20 protein-coding genes are annotated in these 16,090 nt (G+C 69.0%); 14 read left to right on the forward strand and 6 right to left on the reverse strand.

Annotated elements, in window-relative coordinates:
* Positions 1 to 133: 133 nt before the first annotated feature.
* The 10 genes from SAZ01S_RS15035 (at position 134) to SAZ01S_RS15080 (ending at position 7,173) form a co-directional block, all read left to right on the forward strand.
* Entirely contained in the window at positions 134 to 898 is a 765-nt protein-coding gene (locus SAZ01S_RS15035; protein ID WP_084583085.1) for a 3'-5' exonuclease, read from the forward strand.
* Positions 899 to 1,150: 252 nt separating this feature from the next.
* Positions 1,151 to 1,600 (forward strand): YbgC/FadM family acyl-CoA thioesterase, encoded by a 450-nt coding sequence (locus tag SAZ01S_RS15040; protein WP_084583086.1) that lies wholly within the window; start codon positions 1,151 to 1,153, stop codon positions 1,598 to 1,600.
* Between the two features lie 9 nt (positions 1,601 to 1,609).
* Positions 1,610 to 2,296 carry a protein TolQ gene (gene tolQ, locus SAZ01S_RS15045; RefSeq protein WP_064310970.1) on the forward strand — a complete coding sequence of 229 codons (687 nt, stop codon included), beginning with the start codon at positions 1,610 to 1,612 and terminating at the stop codon, positions 2,294 to 2,296.
* A gap of 4 nt (positions 2,297 to 2,300) precedes the next feature.
* Positions 2,301 to 2,741 (forward strand): protein TolR, encoded by a 441-nt coding sequence (tolR, locus tag SAZ01S_RS15050; RefSeq protein WP_084583087.1) that lies wholly within the window; start codon positions 2,301 to 2,303, stop codon positions 2,739 to 2,741.
* A gap of 13 nt (positions 2,742 to 2,754) precedes the next feature.
* Positions 2,755 to 3,675, forward strand: a complete 921-nt coding sequence (gene tolA, locus SAZ01S_RS15055; RefSeq protein ID WP_084583114.1) for a cell envelope integrity protein TolA — start codon at positions 2,755 to 2,757, stop codon at positions 3,673 to 3,675.
* A gap of 10 nt (positions 3,676 to 3,685) precedes the next feature.
* Complete coding sequence (gene tolB, locus SAZ01S_RS15060) at positions 3,686 to 5,083, forward strand: Tol-Pal system beta propeller repeat protein TolB (RefSeq protein ID WP_084583088.1); 1,398 nt, start codon at positions 3,686 to 3,688, stop codon at positions 5,081 to 5,083.
* A gap of 66 nt (positions 5,084 to 5,149) precedes the next feature.
* Entirely contained in the window at positions 5,150 to 5,665 is a 516-nt protein-coding gene (gene pal / locus SAZ01S_RS15065; protein ID WP_084583115.1) for a peptidoglycan-associated lipoprotein Pal, read from the forward strand.
* Positions 5,666 to 5,794: 129 nt separating this feature from the next.
* Positions 5,795 to 6,700, forward strand: coding sequence for an SPFH domain-containing protein (locus SAZ01S_RS15070; RefSeq protein WP_084583089.1), 906 nt, complete (start codon positions 5,795 to 5,797; stop codon positions 6,698 to 6,700).
* Between the two features lie 9 nt (positions 6,701 to 6,709).
* On the forward strand, positions 6,710 to 6,928 hold the full coding sequence (locus tag SAZ01S_RS15075; protein ID WP_174596123.1) for a type II toxin-antitoxin system antitoxin: 219 nt from the start codon (positions 6,710 to 6,712) through the stop codon (positions 6,926 to 6,928).
* The gene (locus SAZ01S_RS15080) at positions 6,925 to 7,173 is read left to right on the forward strand and encodes a hypothetical protein (protein ID WP_084583090.1); all 249 of its coding nucleotides are present in this window, start codon (positions 6,925 to 6,927) and stop codon (positions 7,171 to 7,173) included. Before SAZ01S_RS15075 ends, SAZ01S_RS15080 begins: the two co-directional genes overlap by 4 nt.
* Positions 7,174 to 7,176: 3 nt before the next feature.
* Here the strand turns inward: SAZ01S_RS15080 and SAZ01S_RS15085 are convergent, their stop codons facing one another.
* Complete coding sequence (locus SAZ01S_RS15085) at positions 7,177 to 7,620, reverse strand: hypothetical protein (RefSeq protein ID WP_139810095.1); 444 nt, start codon at positions 7,618 to 7,620, stop codon at positions 7,177 to 7,179.
* Positions 7,621 to 7,785: 165 nt separating this feature from the next.
* On the opposite strand from SAZ01S_RS15085, the gene ruvA reads away from it, so the two are divergent.
* Positions 7,786 to 8,382, forward strand: coding sequence for a Holliday junction branch migration protein RuvA (ruvA, locus tag SAZ01S_RS15090; RefSeq protein ID WP_084583092.1), 597 nt, complete (start codon positions 7,786 to 7,788; stop codon positions 8,380 to 8,382).
* Between the two features lie 8 nt (positions 8,383 to 8,390).
* On the forward strand, positions 8,391 to 8,948 hold the full coding sequence (locus SAZ01S_RS15095; RefSeq protein WP_084583093.1) for a DUF4337 domain-containing protein: 558 nt from the start codon (positions 8,391 to 8,393) through the stop codon (positions 8,946 to 8,948).
* Positions 8,949 to 8,959: 11 nt separating this feature from the next.
* On the opposite strand, the gene SAZ01S_RS15100 is transcribed toward SAZ01S_RS15095, so the two are convergent.
* Entirely contained in the window at positions 8,960 to 9,850 is an 891-nt protein-coding gene (locus SAZ01S_RS15100) for a 2-hydroxyacid dehydrogenase (protein WP_174596124.1), read from the reverse strand.
* An 89-nt stretch (positions 9,851 to 9,939) separates the two neighbouring features.
* On the opposite strand from SAZ01S_RS15100, the gene ruvB reads away from it, so the two are divergent.
* The gene (ruvB, locus tag SAZ01S_RS15105; RefSeq protein ID WP_084583095.1) at positions 9,940 to 10,962 is read left to right on the forward strand and encodes a Holliday junction branch migration DNA helicase RuvB; all 1,023 of its coding nucleotides are present in this window, start codon (positions 9,940 to 9,942) and stop codon (positions 10,960 to 10,962) included.
* Between the two features lie 177 nt (positions 10,963 to 11,139).
* Here the strand turns inward: ruvB and thiL are convergent, their stop codons facing one another.
* From thiL to hisG, 4 genes are all read right to left on the reverse strand, one after another.
* Positions 11,140 to 12,039, reverse strand: a complete 900-nt coding sequence (gene thiL / locus SAZ01S_RS15110; protein WP_084583117.1) for a thiamine-phosphate kinase — start codon at positions 12,037 to 12,039, stop codon at positions 11,140 to 11,142.
* 247 nt (positions 12,040 to 12,286) lie between these two features.
* A complete protein-coding gene (nusB, locus tag SAZ01S_RS15115; protein WP_084583096.1) occupies positions 12,287 to 12,748 on the reverse strand; it encodes a transcription antitermination factor NusB in 462 nt (153 codons plus the stop codon).
* Positions 12,749 to 12,760: 12 nt separating this feature from the next.
* Positions 12,761 to 14,047: a histidinol dehydrogenase gene (hisD, locus tag SAZ01S_RS15120; RefSeq protein ID WP_084583097.1), complete on the reverse strand. Its 1,287-nt coding sequence runs from the start codon at positions 14,045 to 14,047 to the stop codon at positions 12,761 to 12,763.
* A 148-nt stretch (positions 14,048 to 14,195) separates the two neighbouring features.
* On the reverse strand, positions 14,196 to 14,846 hold the full coding sequence (gene hisG, locus SAZ01S_RS15125) for an ATP phosphoribosyltransferase (protein WP_064310984.1): 651 nt from the start codon (positions 14,844 to 14,846) through the stop codon (positions 14,196 to 14,198).
* Between the two features lie 61 nt (positions 14,847 to 14,907).
* Between hisG and SAZ01S_RS15130 the strand changes: the two genes are divergently transcribed.
* A complete protein-coding gene (locus SAZ01S_RS15130; RefSeq protein WP_084583118.1) occupies positions 14,908 to 15,996 on the forward strand; it encodes a DUF2332 domain-containing protein in 1,089 nt (362 codons plus the stop codon).
* The last annotated feature ends 94 nt before the right edge of the window (positions 15,997 to 16,090 follow it).

Here is a 16,090-nt window from a genome sequence, read left to right on the forward strand (position 1 = left end):
ATTCCAGACCAGACGTTGGTCTCGGTGAGACACTGCCCCACCCCAACCCCTCCCCTGAAGGGGAGGGGCTTAAGAGAGGGGCGCCCCGCGCTTTCGGCTGGCAATTCCCCCCGAAAACCCCCACATCGCGCGCATGGCTCCGCCACCACCTTCGATCATCCGCGTCATCGACCTAGAGACCACCGGCGACAAGCCGCCCGCCCACGCCGTGTGCGAGATCGGCTGGCAGGACGTCGCCCTCGGGCCCGACGGCCGCTGGGAACTGCAGGGCGAGGGCGGCAACCGCCTCGTCAATCCGGGGCGCGGCATCCCCCCGCTCACCATGGCGATCCACCATATCCGCGACGAGGACGTCGCCGACGCGCCCTATTGGCACGATGTCGCCCGCCCGATTCTCGACCCCTGGCCGCGCCGCATCGCGCTCGCCGCGCACCGCGCGACCTTCGAGGAGCAGTTCTGCACCCCCGCGCTCACCCGCGGCGCCGACTGGATCTGCACCTGGAAATGCGCGCTGCGGCTGTGGCCGGACAGCCCGGGCTTCTCCAACCAGATGCTGCGCTACTGGCGCCGGCCCGAGGGCATGGAGCACGAACGCGGCCTGCCGGCGCACCGGGCGTTCCCGGATGCCTATGTCACCGCGCATCACCTGCGCGACATGCTCAACGAGGCCAGCGTCGCCCAGCTGATCGAATGGTCGAGCCAGCCGGGGCTATTGCCCCGCGTTCGCTATGGTCCCGATCGCGGCAAGGAATGGAGCGAGATCTCCGAGGACTCGCTCGAAGGCTTCCTCACCGATCGCGACGAGGATGTGCGGTTCACCGCGGAGACCGAGCTGGCGCGGCGGCGCGGCGGCGCGCCGGTCGGGCGGGGGAGCTCGACGCAGAGGTTGCTGTTTTAGTCCGATTCTAAGCCCCTCCCCTTCAGGCGCATCAGGTGAACAGCGCGGGGCGCTGTTCACCTGATGCGGGGTTGGGGTGGGGCAGGGTCTCACCGAGACCGACGGACGTTCTGGAATCCCTCCACCCCAACCCCTCCTCCAAGGAGGAGGGGCTTAGGAAGGGCCGACCTCGAACGAGAACGCCTACCCACCCACGAAACGTCACCCCTTTGGGGTTCCGCTGGGGCATCGCCTCCGCTAGGAGGCCAATCCATGACCAGCAGCGACCAAGCCCCTGTCGGCCGGTTTGACGGCCGCGCGCACCGCTTTGCGCTGAAGGTCTATTTCGAGGACACCGATCTCACCGGCGTCGTCTACCATGCCAATTACCTGCGCTACATGGAGCGCGCCCGATCGGACATGCTGGAATGCGCGGGCATCGACCAGCGCGGCGTGTTCGAGGCAGGTGGCGGCGCCTATGCGGTCGCGGGGCTCGACATCCGCTACCGCGTTCCCGCCAAGCTCGGCGACACGCTGGTCGTGGTCAGCCATCTCACCAAATTGCGTGCCGCGAGCGTGCATATTCAGCAACGAGTCATGCGGGACGAAACCATAGTCGCCGAAGCAACCGTGGAGGTGGCGTTCGTCGCCCCCGGCGGTCGACCGCGGCGGCAGCCGGCCGAATGGCTGGCGGCGTTCGAACCGCTCGTGTGGAAGGAGTAAAACGCGTCCATGCCGTCCGTCACAACCGGTGCCGTCCTGTCGCCGATCCATCTGTTCCTCCAGGCCGACATCGTCGTGAAGCTGGTCATGATCGGCCTGCTGCTCGCCAGCCTGTGGACCTGGACGATCATCGTCGGCTTCGCGCTGAAGGTGAGCGCGATCCGCAAGGAGATGCAGCGCTTCGAGACCGAATATCGCGAGGCGGATGACTTCGACGAATTCCATCGCCGCGCCGCCGGCCGCGACCAGCCGATCGCGCGCGTGTTCGCCGCGGGGGTGAGCGAATGGCGCCGCTCGACCGCGGGCAAGACGATCGACCGCGAAGGCACGCGCGAGCGCCTCGCCACCGCAATGGGCGCGACGGTCGCGATGGAGATCGATCGGCTTTCGGATCGGCTGAACTTCCTTGCCACGGTGGGGTCCGTCGCGCCGTTTGTCGGCCTGTTCGGCACCGTCTGGGGCATCATGCGCAGCTTCACCGGCATCGCCGCCGCGCAGAGCTCGTCGCTTGCGGTCGTGGCACCGGGCATCGCCGAGGCGCTGTTCGCCACCGCGATCGGCCTGTTCGCCGCCATCCCCGCGGTGATCGCCTATAACCGCTACAGCCATGCCGTGAACCGCGTTGAGGCCCGCCTCCACCGCTTCGCCGACGGCTTCCACGCGACGCTCAGCCGTCGCCTGGAGATGGAGGGCTAAGCCGATGGGCATGCACCTCCCCTCCAGCAAGGGCCGCGGCCGCCGCACGCCGATGGCCGAGATCAACGTCACCCCGCTGGTCGACGTGATGCTGGTGCTGCTGATCATCTTCATGGTCACCGCGCCTTTGCTCACCGCCGGCGTGCAGGTGAACCTGCCCGAGAGCCGCGCCAAGGCGCTCGACCAGGAGCAGAAGCCCGTCCAGATCTCGATCGACGACAAGGGCCAGGTGTTCATCGATACCGACCCGGTGAGCGATGCCGAGCTTCCCGCCAAGCTGGAAGCGATCGCCGCCAAGAAGGGCCCCGACGGCAAGCCGGCCGCCATCTATCTGCGCGGCGACACCGCGCTTGGCTATGGCAAGGTGATGCGGGTGATGGGCGAGCTCAACCAGGCCGGCCTCAACAAGGTCTCGCTGCTCACCGAACCGAGCGACCAGCGCTGAGGTGAGCGAGACCATGGACCGTAGCGAGCGGATCGGGCTCGGCGTTTCCATCGCGGCGCATGCCGCGGTGTTCGCCGCGCTCGTGCTCAGCTTCGCGAAGACGCCGCCGCAGGAGCCGCCCAAGGCGATCCCGATCGACATTTCGCTGGCCGACAAGGTTGGGCTGGAGAGCAGTGCGCCGGTGCCGAGCCAGGAGGAACTGGCGGCCAAGAAGTCGCCGGTCGAGGCGCCGGTGGAACCCGAGGCGGCCCCTGCGCCCGCGCCCGAGCCGGAACCGCAGCCCGCGCCGCCGCAGCCCCAGCCCGCCCCGCAGCCCAAGCCCCAGCCGCCCCAGCCAAAGCCCGCGCCGGCCGAGAAGCCGCAGCCCAAGCCAAAGCCTGCGCCCGCCGAAAAGCCGCAACCGGCCAAGCCCGCGCAGCCCGCCAAATCGGCGCCGCCCTCAAAGGCCGCGCCTGCCAAGCCGAGCAATGCGCCCTCGCAGAGCGCCGCCACGGGAAGCACGCGCCGCCCCGTGAAGCCGACCGGCAACTTGGCCGGGCTCGATCTCGGCCGATCGAACAACAAGACCAACAGCACCGCGCTGCAGAACCCCGGCAGCAAGGCCTCGCCGGAGGAAATGGCGAGTTTCGTGGGCGTGATCAAACGCCAGATCCAGCCCTGCGCCAATCGCCAGGTGACACCGGGGCCTGGTGCGGAACGTATTCGTGTGCTGGTGCGCCTGCACTTCAACCCAGATGGCTCGCTGGCGGGTGATCTCGACTTTACAGGTGTCCAGGGAACGGACTCCAGCAACGAGCGGTATGTCGAACGGGTGAAGGATCTGGCACGGGCAGTGTTCAAGGGCTGCACGCCGATCCGCGGCCTGCCGGCCAATCTCTACGCCGTGCCGAACGGATGGAAGAGTCTCCCGTTCAGTTACGGCCTGCCGCGATGAGGATGAAGCGATGAAAATTCAGACACTGGCCTTCGCGACGCTCTGCCTGGCGGGCGTCGCCCACGCCCAGACGACGCCCCCGCCGCCGATCGCCAACAGCCCCGAGGCGCAGGCTCAGGCCGCGCAGCCGGCGCAGCAGGCTGGCGGCCAAGCGGTGATCGACATTGTCGGCGGCATCTCCGCGCCGATGCCGATCGCGATTCCGGCGATGCCGACGTCGGCGGTGGTGGATACCCCGGCGGGATCGACCGACGTGCTGGGCCAGAAGCTCGCCGACATCATCACCAACGACCTGCGCGGCTCGGGGCTGTTCACCCCGGTGCCCCCGGCGCAGCTGCGCACCGTCGCCTTCCCCGAAGTGACCGCGCCGGCCTATGACTATTGGGGCGGTACCGGCGCCCAGTCGCTGGTGCAGGGCTATGTCCGCGCCAATTCCAACGGCACGCTGACCGTCGGCTGCTACCTCTACGACGTGATTGCCAAGGTGGAGCTGATCCGCCAGGGCTTCGTCGTCTCGCCGGGCGAATGGCGCCGTGCGGGGCACAAGTGCGCCGACGCGATCTACTCGCGGCTCACCGGTGAAGGCCCTTATTTCGACACCCAGGTCGTCTACATCGCCGAAAGCGGCCCCAAGAACCGCCGCCGCAAGCAGCTGGCGATCATGGACCAGGACGGCGCCAACCACCGCTTCCTCACCAACGGCCAGTCGATCGTGCTGACCCCGCGGCTGAGTCCCAAGCTCAACGCGATCCTCTACATGAGCTTCGAGCGCGACCGCCCGTCGATCCACATCTACGACCTCAATTCGCGGCAGGACCGTACGCTGGTCTCCAACCTTGCGCTCAACTTCGCGCCGCACTGGTCGCCGGACGCGCGCTGGGTGCTGTTCTCGATGGCGGTGGGCGGCAATACCGATATCTACCGCGTGCCGGCGAGCGGCGGCACGCCGCAGCGGCTGACCACCTCGCCGGGGATCGATACCGGCGGCAGCTATTCGCCCGATGGCTCGAAGATCGTGTTCGAGAGCGACCGCGGCGGCACCCAGCAGCTCTATGTGATGAACGCGGACGGCTCCAACCAGCATCGCATCAGCTTCGGCGGCGGGCGCTATGCGGCGCCGGCGTGGAGCCCGCGCGGCGACCAGATCGCCTTCACCCGCATGGGCGGCGGCGCGTTCCGCATCGGCGTGATGAACCCCTCGGGCGGCGGCGAGCAGCTGCTCACCAACAGCTGGGGCGACGAGGGCCCGAGCTGGGCGCCCAACGGCCGCGTCATCATCTTCTTCCGCTCCGCGCAGGGATCGGGGCGCCCGGACCTGTGGACGGTGGATCTCACCGGTCGCGCGACGCGAAAAGTGCCGACTCCGCTCGATGGTTCGGATCCGAATTGGGGCGCCGTGCGTCCCTGACATCTAGTAGAAACTCTAGCGTAACGAATGCGCGGCATGCGCGACACCAGTGACAAGGAGGATTTCATGACCAAGCTCGTCCCTAGCCTGATGCTCGGCGTGGCGCTCGTCGCCACCGCGGCCTGCTCGAAGAAGCCGCCGAAGGAGCTGCCGCCCGCGCCGACCGAGACCCCGGCCGCGCCGAGCCAGCCCTATGGCAATGGCGAGACCACGCAGGCGACCCCGCTCTCCGAGCAGTTCCGCCGCGAGGTGACGAGCGACACGATCCACTTCGCGCTCGACCAGTTCGACGTCGATGCGGAATCGCGTGCGATCCTCGACAGCCAGGCCAAGTGGCTGGTCGCGCACCCGGCCGTCCGCATCACCCTCGAAGGTCATTGCGACGAGCGCGGTACCCGCGAATACAACCTCGCGCTGGGCGACCGCCGCGCCAATGCCGCGAAGAACTATCTGGCGGCGCAGGGCGTCTCGGCCGATCGCATCACCACGATCAGCTACGGCAAGGAGCGCCCGATCGCGCTGGGTTCGGACGAAGCCGCCTGGGCGCAGAACCGCCGCGCGGTGACCATCGTCCTCAACTGAGGACGGGCCAACGCCGAAACATCGGCCGCCGGGGCAGCTGCTCCGGCGGCCTTTTTCGTGCCCGCCGATTCCGCTTGTCGGGCCCTTCGATTCGATATAAATATGATATCATAATTCAGGAGGGAAAAGATGACGGACGTACGGAGCACCGCACCCGCATTGCGCCAGAGCAGCGAGTCGGTGGCGCACACCACCAGCGGCTATGGCATGCTGCTTGTCGCGGCGGCGGCGCTGGTCGCGGGCGGACTGGCGATACCGCAGATCGATCGCTTGCCGGACTGGATGGTCGTCACCTGGATCGTCTTGGCGGCGCTGCTGTTCCTGTTCGTCCTCGCCGGCTTCTACCTGCTCCAGCCCAACCAGGCGGCGGCGATCCTGCTGTTCGGCGAGTATCGCGGCACTGACCGCACCACGGGCCTGCGCTGGTCCTGGCCCTGGCTGATCAAGACCAAGGTCTCGGTCCGCGCCAACAACATGATCTCGGACAAGATCAAGGTGAACGACCTGCGCGGCAACCCGATCGAGATGGCGGCGCAGGTGGTGTGGCGCGTGACCGATACCGCCCAGGCGCTGTTCGACGTCGACGACTACAAGGCGTTCGTCAACGTCCAGATCGAGGCGGCGGTGCGCACGATCGGCTCGCGCTATCCCTATGACGATTTCGAGCATCAGGAAGTGACGCTGCGCGGCAATCATGATCAGGTCGGCGGCGAACTGCGCGCCGAGCTGATCGCGCGGCTGGCGGTGGCAGGCATCACCGTCGACGAATGCGGCTTCACCCATCTCGCCTATGCGCAGGAGATCGCCGGGGCGATGCTGCGCCGCCAGCAGGCGCAGGCGGTGGTCGCGGCGCGCAAGGCGCTGGTCGAGGGCGCGGTGGGCATGGTCGAGATGGCGCTCGACCAGCTTTCGGCCAAGAACGTGGTCGAGCTCGATGACGAGCGCCGCGCCGCCATGGTGTCCAACCTGATGGTGGTGCTGTGCGGCGAGCGCGACACCCAGCCGGTGGTGAATGCTGGCTCGCTCTATCAGTAAGGTTGTGTGGTGAGCGTGCCCCCGCAGAAAAAGGCGTTCCCGCTCCGCCTCGATCCGGCGCTCTATGCCGCGATCGAGCGGAGCGCGGCGACCGACCTGCGCAGCGTCAACGCGCAGGTGGAGTGCCTGCTGCGCGAGGCGCTGGCGCGGCGGGGAGTGAAGCTCGCCGATCCGGTGCGACCGAAGCGCGGCCGCCCGCCCAAGGAAAACCAAGGAGACGCGGAATGACCGAGGATCGTGTGCGCGACGGCTATTGGTTCAAGCCGAAGGCGTTCGGCTATGGCGCGACGCCGGTGACCTGGCAGGGATGGGCGCTGACGATCGGCTATGTCCTCGCCGTTGTCGTCCTGGTGAACCAAGTGGGGCGCACGCATCCGCTGTATCTCTGGATCCTGGCGCCACTGACCCTCGGCCTGCTCTGGGTGAGCTGGATCAAGACCGACGGCGGCTGGGGGTGGCGCTGGCGACGCTGAGCCTCAGGCGGCGCGGACGAAGACCGGCCCGTCGCCATCGTCATTGGCTGCCGGCCGCATCTGCCGCCGCGTCCGCCGCGCCCGTGGCTGGCGCCGCGGCAAGCGCGCGGCGATCCAGTGGCGCAGGCCCTGCACCCGCAGCGTGGTGAACACCGCCACCGCGGTCACCGCCACGTCGAGCAGCGTGCCGAGCTCGAGCATGCTCGCGCCCGCCACGATGTCGGGGCCGAACATCCCGAGGAACAGCCGCCCTTCGGCCTCCATAGCCCAGAGGATAGCGGCGGCCCCGGCGACCAGCACCAGGATGAGCAGCAGGTCGCCGCGCGACCAGCGGTTGCACCAGCGGGCGGGGGCTTCCACCAGCAGCTTGCGGAGCGCGCGGCCCGCAGGCGTATCGTCCGCAACCAGCACCGCCAGCCATATCAGCAACAGCGTCGTCTGAATCATCCCCACTTCCCCCATTTATGCGGAACATTGGGGAGCCGATCGGGGATTGCCAGCCATGCCCCCACGAAAATCGCTTCCTCCTACCCGCTGTTCCGCTTATGTACCCGCCATGCGCTTGTCTGCTCTCCCGCTATCGCCGTCGTCCGTTGTTTGGGAGCGGGCGCGATGATCGCGCATCTCCGCGGCACGCTGGCATCGAGCGGCGCCGATCATGCGGTGATCGACGTGAACGGCGTCGGCTATCTGGTCGGCGCCTCGGCCAAGACGCTCGACAAGCTGGGCGCGACGGGCGAGCAGGTCACGATCCATACCGAGATGCTGGTCAGCGAGGATTCGATCCGGCTGATGGGCTTCGCCACCGCCGACGAGCGCGACTGGTTCAAGCTGCTGACCAGCGTGCAGGGGGTCGGCGCGAAGGTGGCGCTGGCGATCCTCTCGATCCTCGCGCCGCAGGAACTGCGCACCGCCGTCGCCCGCGCCGACGCCGCGACGATCGCGCGGGCCAACGGGGTGGGGCCGAAGCTCGCCCAGCGTATCGTCAACGAACTGAAGGACAAGGCCGGCGGGCTGGCGCTGGGCGGCGCCGGCGCGGCGCCAGCGCCCAGCGGCGGGGCGGCGGCGGACGCGGTCTCGGCGATGCTCAACCTCGGCTTCAAGCCGGGCGAGGCGAGCGCCGCGGTGAATGCCGCCAGCGACGAACTGGGGCCGGCGGCTACGCTGGACGCGCTGGTCCGCCTGGCGCTCCGCAAGGCTGCGAAATAGAGGTATCCATGGAAATCGAAGTCTCTGCCGAAGCCAAGGACAAGCGCCTCAATCGCCGGGTGGCGGTCACCGTGGTGATCCTCTCGGTCTTCACCGGCGTGTGCAACATCAAGGATGGCAACATCGTCCAGGCGATGCAGCAGGCACAGTCGAACTCGGTCGACCTGTGGAACGAATATCAGGCGACCAAGACCAAGCAGCACCTCGCCGAAACCAGCCGCGCCCAGATCGCCGCGGTGGCGAGCGATCCCGCCAAGGTCGCGCCGCTCCTGAAGGGGCTGGATGCCGACATCGCCAAGTACAAGGCGGAGGCACCCAAGCTTGCCGACCAGGCCAAGGCACAGGGCGCGATGTACGACGCGCTCAACGTCCATGACGACCAGTTCGACGCCAGCGACGCAGCGATCGCCACGGCGATCTCGATCGCCGCGGTATCGGCGCTGGCGGAGACGAGCTGGCTGCTGGTCGTCGCCTGGGTGTTCGGCGCGTTCGGGTTGTTCATGGGGCTGTGCGGCTTTGCCGGCTGGGGCTTCCATCCCGACGTGCTGAGCACGCTGCTGGGATGAGGGCTGGGCACCTAGAGCAGCGGTGTTGGCAGCGCCTTGCCGGCAAAGTGCGCATCGAGATTCGCGAGAACCAGCGCCGCCATCGCCGCGCGCGTTTCCTGCGTGGAGCTGCCCTGATGCGGGGCGAGGACGACCTGTTCCATCGATCGCAGCGCCTCGGGCACGTGCGGTTCCCCGGCGAACACGTCGAGGCCGGCGCCGGCGATGCTGCCTGCCCACAGCGCAGCGATCAGTGCGTCCTCGTCGACCAGGCTGCCGCGCGCGACATTGACCAGCACGCCCTCCGGCCCGAGCTTGTCCAGGACCGCGGCATCGACGATGGCGGCGGTCGCGGCCGTGCCCGGGGCGGCGAGGATCAGTACGTCGCTTTCCTCGGCCAGCGCGGCGATGTCGGGCACGAAGCGCCACGGCACGGGCTTGGGGCCGCGGGCGGTGTAGAGCAGCTCGCGGGCGAACGGTGCGGCGCGCGCGGCGATGGCGGTGCCGATCTTGCCCAGTCCGAAGATGCCGATTCGCCGGCCGCTGGCATGCCGGCCAAGCGGCGCCTTCCAGCCGCCGCGCCGCACCAGCGCATCATTGGCGGCGATCCGACGCTGCACCGCCAGCATCAGCCCGATCGCCAGATCGGCGACGTCGTCGGTCAGCACGTCCGGGGTGGTCGACACGCGCACGCCGCGTGCGCGCAGCGCGTCGAGATCGAGCCCGTCATAGCCGACGCCGTTGATCGCGACGATCTCCAACGCCGGCAGCCGGTCGAGCATCGCGGCGTCGAGCTGCAGCTGCCCACCGCCGACGATCGCGCGGGTGGAGGCCGGCGGTTCGCCCTCGTGCAGCGTGAAACGCCGCGCGAGTTCGGCCCGCAGCGCGTCGGAAATGGCGGTGGCAACGTACAGATCGATCATATGCGCCAAGATGCGCGCTTCGCGGCGCCTTTGCCAGTCCAGCCAATCGACCGGCGCGCGCGCGGCGGCTACAGCGTGATACCCATACGATGACCGACACCGATCGCCTCCTCACCGCTGGCCGCCGCGCCGAAGACGTCGACGCCGCGCTACGCCCCAAGTCTCTCGACGAATTCGTCGGGCAAAAGGCGGCGCGCGAAAATCTCCGCGTGTTCATCGACGCCGCCAAGGCGCGCGGCGATGCGCTGGACCATGTGCTGTTCTTCGGGCCACCGGGGCTCGGCAAGACGACGCTCGCCCAGATCATCGCGCGCGAGATGGGGGTGGGGTTCCGATCGACGTCGGGGCCGGTGATCGTCAAGTCGGGGGATCTGGCCGCGCTGCTCACCAATCTCGAGGATGGCGACGTGCTGTTCATCGACGAGATTCATCGCCTCAATCCGGCCGTGGAAGAGGTGCTGTACCCGGCGATGGAGGACCGCGCGCTCGATCTGATGATCGGTGAGGGCCCCTCGGCACGCAGCGTGCGGATCGATCTGCCGCGCTTCACGCTGGTCGGCGCGACGACGCGGCAGGGTCTGCTGACGACGCCGCTACGCGATCGTTTCGGCATTCCGGTGCGCCTGCAATTCTACACGGTCGACGAGCTGGAGCGGGTGGTGACCCGCGCCGCCGGGCTGCTGGGGCTCGACATCGCCGCCGATGGTGCGCGGGAGGTCGCGCGCAGATCGCGGGGGACGCCGCGAATCGCGGGGCGCTTGCTGCGCCGGGTGCGCGACTTCGCCAATGTGTTCGGCGAGGCGGTGGTCCACGCCAAGGTGGCCGATGCCGCGCTCAACCGGCTGGAGGTCGATGGCCTGGGCCTCGACGCGATGGACCGGCGCTATCTGATGATGATCGCCGACGTCTATCGCGGCGGCCCGGTGGGGGTGGAGACGCTCGCTGCCGGCCTCAGCGAACCGCGCGACACCGTCGAGGAAGTGATCGAGCCCTATCTGATCCAGCTCGGCCTGATCGCGCGGACGGCGCGGGGGCGGTGCCTCAATGGGCCGGGCTGGAAGCATCTCGGGCTCAACCCGCCCGCGGGATCGCAGGACGGGCTGTTCGATTGAGACGGCCGTATCCGCCACTTGTGGCGGGCAGGGGCTACCCGATCGGGCCAACATACGTTGTCATCCCCGCGAAGGCGGGGATCCATTGGCGCTGGTTTCGCGGGAATGACGAGGGTTTGAGAGGCGGGCAGGCCTCAGCTTCCATGGCATAGCCTGCCTTGGCGTCCGGGATTTGCATTACGTCCCGTGTTCGAAGCCGAGTCGCCCCGGCAGCGGCAAGGGTACACCGCCATCGTGGAGCATCAGCCCTGCGCCCTCGCTGAACACGCCGAGGCACGTCGCCGCCAGCGGCAGTGGTCCCGCGGGCGCGGCGAACAGCAATTCGTAATCGTCCCCCGCGGTCGCAGCGGCGAGACGCGCATCGCGATCCCCGCCGCGCACTGCCTGATAATCCGCCGAAAGCGGCACGGCGGCGAGGTCGATCGTCACCGCCAGCCCGCTGGCCGCGGCCATGCGCGCGGCATCGATCAGCAACCCGTCGGACACGTCCATCATCGCGTGCACGCCCGAGGCGAGCGCCTGTCCCTCTTCCAGCCGCGGCATCGGGCGACGATAGCGCGCGAGCAGCGTCGCCGGTCCTTCGCCGGCCAGTGCTACCGCAAGCCCCGCGCCGCCATCGCCGATCGTCCCGGTGACGTAGAGCAGGTCGCCCGCCTGCGCGCCGCTGCGGGCCGGGGCGTGCACGGAGCGTCCCAGCGCCGTCAGCGACAGCGTTCGCGGGGCGCCGGCCGCGGCCTTCACCGTGTCCCCGCCGATCAGTGGGCAGGCGAAGGCCGCCAACGCTGCGTCCAGTCCAGCCAGGAACGACGAATCCCAGGCGTCGTCACCTGCAAGCGGATAGCCGAGCAGCACGCCCTCGGGCACCGCGCCCTTGGCGGCGAGGTCGGAAAGGTTCACCGCCACCAGCTTCCAGGCGACATCCTCCGCCGGATCGCTCGGCAGATAGTGGACGCCCTCCACCAGCACGTCATGGGTGACGACGAGGTCGCCGAGCACGGCGGCGTCATCCTGCAGCCCGCGCGCCCCGGCGTGGAGCGGCAGGTGTCGCAGATAGGCGAGGAACGCGGCTTCGTTCATCGGCATGCAGATCCTCCCCCAGCGTGGCTGGGGGAGGGGGACCGCGCTGCGCAGCAGCGGGGTGGAGGGGCCGCGCCGCATGGCGCGGAGGTTGCTTGGAGCGCGGGCAACCGCGGCGTGCCGCCGCGGCCCCTCCACCACACGCCTTCGGCGTGCGGTCCCCCTCCCCTGCGGCGCAGGGGAGGATTTGGGGTGCGCGTGGCGACGCGATAGTCTCTACCCGCCCGGCACGGGGCAGGCGCGCGCGTCAACCGCGCGCTTCCTTGGCGATCGCGTCCAGGATACCGTTCACGAACCCCTTTTCACGGCGATCGTAAAAGGCGTCCGTAACATCCAGATATTCGCTGATTACCGCCGCAGTCGGCACGTCGGCGCGGGCGAGCAGCTCATAGGTGCCGGCACGCAGGATCTGGCGCATCGGCTTGTCGAGCCGCTCCAGCGTCCAGCCGGTGCTCAGCTTGCCCGCGATGATGCCGTCGATCTCCTCGCGGCGCGCGTCGGTGCCGCTGACGATGTCGTCGAAAAAGGCGATGTCGGCGTCGGCATATTCGACGTCTTCGATGATCGCGCCGAGCCGGTGCTGGTGGAACTCGTGCAGCAGCGCGGGGATGGAGGTGCCCTCCATCTCGCGCTGGTAGAGCGCCTGGACGGCACCGAGGCGCGCGGCGGCGCGGGCCTTGGAACGGGACTTTGCTTGCGGACTGGCCATATTCTTACTCTATCACTTTAGACGGATCGCGACCGACTTCGCGTGCGCGGGCAGGCCTTCGGCTTCTGCGAGCGCCACGGCGGCGGGGCCGATCGCGGCGAGCCCGGACGAATCCAGGCTCAGGAACGAGGTGCGCTTCATGAAATCGAGCACCGAGAGGCCCGATGCGAAGCGCGCGCGCCGCCCGGTGGGCAGCACATGGTTGGGGCCGGCGACATAATCGCCGACAGCCTCCGGCGTATAGCGGCCGAGGAACACCGAGCCGGCGTGGCGGACCATGTCGAACAGGGCCTCGGCATCGTCGCAGGCGAGTTCGAGATGCTCGGGGGCGAGGCGATCGACCAGCGGCATCGCGGTTGGCAGGTCCGGCACGAGGAGGATCGCGCCGTTCGCGTCCCAGCTGGTGCGCGCGGTGGCGCCGGTGGCGAGCGTTGCGATCTGGGTGTCGACGGCCGCCGCGACCTTGTCGGCAAAGGCCGCGTCGTCGGTGAACAGGATCGACTGGCTGGTGGGATCGTGCTCGGCTTGGCTGAGCAGGTCGGCGGCGATCCATTCGGGATCGTTCTTGCCGTCCGCCACCACGACGATCTCGGACGGACCCGCGACCATATCGATGCCGACCACGCCGTAGAGCTGGCGCTTGGCCTCGGCCACCCAGGCGTTGCCCGGGCCGGTGACGACGTCGACCGGGGCGATCGTCTCGGTGCCATAGGCGAGTGCGGCTACCGCCTGTGCGCCGCCGACGCGGTACAGTTCGTCCACACCGGCGACATGCGCGGCGGCGAGGACCAGCGGGTTCACTTCGCCGTTCGGAGTCGGGGTGACCATCACGAGGCGCCGCACGCCTGCCGCCTTGGCGGGGATGGCGTTCATCAGCACCGAGCTGGGATAGGCTGCGCGGCCGCCGGGGACATAGACGCCCGCCGCGTCGACCGGCGTCCAGCGCGCGCCGAGCCGGATGCCCTGCGCATCGGTCTCGTCGCGATCCTCGGGGCGCTGCTTCGAATGGTACACCGCGATCCGCTCGGCGGCGAGCTCCAGCGCGTCGCGCAGTTCGGGGCGCAGTCCCTCATAGGCGGCGAGGCAGTCGGCGCGGTCGATCGTCCAGCCGGAGCGGTCGAGATCGTGCTTGTCGAACAGCCGGGTGAGGTCGCGCAGCGCGACATCGCCTTCGTCGCGGACGCGCTTGATGATGTGGGTAACGTTGCGCGCGACATCGTCGTCGGCCTCGCGGCGAGCGTTGACCAGCGCGGTGAAGGCGTCGGCGAAATCCGGCGCGCTCGAGTTCAGCCGAATCACAAGCCCCTCCCGCTTGCGGGAGGGGTTAGGGGAGGGGCTGATGTGGAGGCTCCTTCTGGAACGGCGCGGCCAGCGAACCGGACAGTCCCTCCCCCGACCCCTCCCGCAAGCGGGAGGGGAGCGCAGATGGCGAGGTTCGGATACGCTTTCATGCCACAGCCTTTCTGAACCCATCCACCAACGGCACGACTTCGCTCGCGCGCGTCTTGAACGCGGCGCGGTTGACGATCAGGCGGCTGGTCACCTCGGCGATGACCTCCACCTCGACCAGCCCGTTTTCCTTGAGCGTACGGCCCGACGAGACGAGGTCGACGATGCGCGGGGCGAGGCCCAGCACCGGCGCCAGCTCCATCGCGCCGTTGAGCTTGACGCACTCGGCCTGCACCCCGCGCGCCTCGAAATGCGCGCGGGTGATGTGCGGATATTTGGTCGCGACGCGGACATGGCTCCAGCCGCGCGGATCGTCCTGCTCGGCGAGCGCCACCGGCTCGGCGACCGAGATGCGGCAATGGCCGATGCCCAGGTCCACCGGCGCGTAGAGTTCCGAATAGTCGAACTCGGCCAGCACGTCGGAGCCGACGATGCCCAGATGCGCGGCGCCATGCGCGACGAAGGTCGCCACGTCGAACGCGCGCACCCGGATCAGGTCGATCGCAGGGTTGTTGGTCGCGAAGCGCAGCGCGCGCGAGTTCTTATCGGAAAAGGCGGCTTCGGGCACGATGCCGACGGCTGCCAGCAACGGCAGCGCCTCTTCGAGAATCCGGCCTTTCGGCACGGCAAGGATCAACGGCTCGGTCATGGGTGCGGGGGCTTTACTTGGGGGGCGCCGGTGGCGCAACAGGCGCCAAAGGGAGATGCGCATGGCAAGCGAAGCCGAGAACCGCAAGAGTTTTGCCGTGCAGGCCGGCTATTGTTCGGCGATGGACGCGCCGATCACCGCGCGCATCTGTACCGCGCTGGGGCAGGGGATCACCCGGGCGAGCGAGACCGGGCGGCGGGTGCTCGACTGGCCGGCCGAGCCTGTGGCCGATGCGCTGGTGCTGCGGCTGGTCGGCGGCTTGCACGCGCTCCACCGCCGCGGCGTGCCCGAGCTGCGGCGCATCTTCACCGGCGAGGAGACCGATCTCGGCCGGATCGGCGCGGCGCTCGACGGGGTGCTCTCGGCCTATGACCTGCCGCTGATGCCCTGGCTCTATGGCCCGCCCCAGACCAACGAGCCGGCGCGCTCCTCGGGCCTGATGACCGGCCTCCTCCATTTGGCGCAACGTTATGGACCCCGTTTCGAAGTGCTGGAAATTGGGTCCAGCGGCGGGCTCAACCTGATGATCGGCCGATATCAGTTCGATCTGGGCGGGGTGCGGGTGGGGCCTGCCGAGTCGCCGCTGATGCTTCGGCCCGAATGGCGCGGCGTGGCGCCGCCCGCGGCGCCCGTCGAGGTCGTCTCGGCCCGCGGCGTGGATATCGCGCCGCTCGATCTGAACGACGATCGCGACGCCGATCGGCTGCAGGCCTATTGCTGGGTCGACGCCGTGGAGCGGCTGGCACGGCTGGAAACCGCGATCGCGATGCTGCGCGCGGATCCCGTGCAGCTAGAGCGAGGGGATGCGGCCGAATGGCTGGCTGCCCGTCTCGTCGAGACCCAGCCGGCGGGGGTGACCCGCGTGCTGATGCATTCGGTGGTATGGCAATATCTGCGTCCCGAGGCGTGGGTGCAGATCACCGCCGCGATGGAGGCCGCTGGTGCCGCCGCGACGGTCGATCGCCCGCTCGGCTGGGTGATGATGGAGCCGAATCGCGACCAGGCGGCGCACGAGATCCGCGTGCGCGGCTGGCCGGGCGATACGCCGATGGAAATGGTCGCGCGCACCCATGCGCATGGCGCGTGGGTGGAAGGGCTGTCGCCGCCCTTCGATACCCGTCCCTATCTGATGCGCGCGCCCTATTCGTGATGCGCACGGCCTGATCCGCCCCGCCTGACCATCGGCCGAGGTGCCGGCCGCGCGTCTCGACGGGAGCGCGTGGCCGCCAACTGTCTGCGGCCAA

Origin of the sequence: Sphingomonas azotifigens NBRC 15497 (genome assembly GCF_002091475.1) — a bacterium.
Classification (GTDB): domain Bacteria; phylum Pseudomonadota; class Alphaproteobacteria; order Sphingomonadales; family Sphingomonadaceae; genus Sphingomonas; species Sphingomonas azotifigens.

Bases quoted from the DNA above. Each gene is read 5' to 3' on its own strand.
- SAZ01S_RS15035 (WP_084583085.1), top strand. From the start codon at position 134: ATGGCTCCGCCACCACCTTCGATCATCCGCGTCATCGACCTAGAGACC.
- SAZ01S_RS15040 (WP_084583086.1), top strand. From the start codon at position 1,151: ATGACCAGCAGCGACCAAGCCCCTGTCGGCCGGTTTGACGGCCGCGCG.
- tolQ (WP_064310970.1), top strand. From the start codon at position 1,610: ATGCCGTCCGTCACAACCGGTGCCGTCCTGTCGCCGATCCATCTGTTC.
- tolR (WP_084583087.1), top strand. From the start codon at position 2,301: ATGGGCATGCACCTCCCCTCCAGCAAGGGCCGCGGCCGCCGCACGCCG.
- tolA (WP_084583114.1), top strand. From the start codon at position 2,755: ATGGACCGTAGCGAGCGGATCGGGCTCGGCGTTTCCATCGCGGCGCAT.
- tolB (WP_084583088.1), top strand. From the start codon at position 3,686: ATGAAAATTCAGACACTGGCCTTCGCGACGCTCTGCCTGGCGGGCGTC.
- pal (WP_084583115.1), top strand. From the start codon at position 5,150: ATGACCAAGCTCGTCCCTAGCCTGATGCTCGGCGTGGCGCTCGTCGCC.
- SAZ01S_RS15070 (WP_084583089.1), top strand. From the start codon at position 5,795: ATGACGGACGTACGGAGCACCGCACCCGCATTGCGCCAGAGCAGCGAG.
- SAZ01S_RS15080 (WP_084583090.1), top strand. From the start codon at position 6,925: ATGACCGAGGATCGTGTGCGCGACGGCTATTGGTTCAAGCCGAAGGCG.
- SAZ01S_RS15085 (WP_139810095.1), bottom strand. From the start codon at position 7,620: ATGATTCAGACGACGCTGTTGCTGATATGGCTGGCGGTGCTGGTTGCG.
- ruvA (WP_084583092.1), top strand. From the start codon at position 7,786: ATGATCGCGCATCTCCGCGGCACGCTGGCATCGAGCGGCGCCGATCAT.
- SAZ01S_RS15095 (WP_084583093.1), top strand. From the start codon at position 8,391: ATGGAAATCGAAGTCTCTGCCGAAGCCAAGGACAAGCGCCTCAATCGC.
- SAZ01S_RS15100 (WP_174596124.1), bottom strand. From the start codon at position 9,850: ATGATCGATCTGTACGTTGCCACCGCCATTTCCGACGCGCTGCGGGCC.
- ruvB (WP_084583095.1), top strand. From the start codon at position 9,940: ATGACCGACACCGATCGCCTCCTCACCGCTGGCCGCCGCGCCGAAGAC.
- thiL (WP_084583117.1), bottom strand. From the start codon at position 12,039: ATGAACGAAGCCGCGTTCCTCGCCTATCTGCGACACCTGCCGCTCCAC.
- nusB (WP_084583096.1), bottom strand. From the start codon at position 12,748: ATGGCCAGTCCGCAAGCAAAGTCCCGTTCCAAGGCCCGCGCCGCCGCG.
- hisG (WP_064310984.1), bottom strand. From the start codon at position 14,846: ATGACCGAGCCGTTGATCCTTGCCGTGCCGAAAGGCCGGATTCTCGAA.
- SAZ01S_RS15130 (WP_084583118.1), top strand. From the start codon at position 14,908: ATGGCAAGCGAAGCCGAGAACCGCAAGAGTTTTGCCGTGCAGGCCGGC.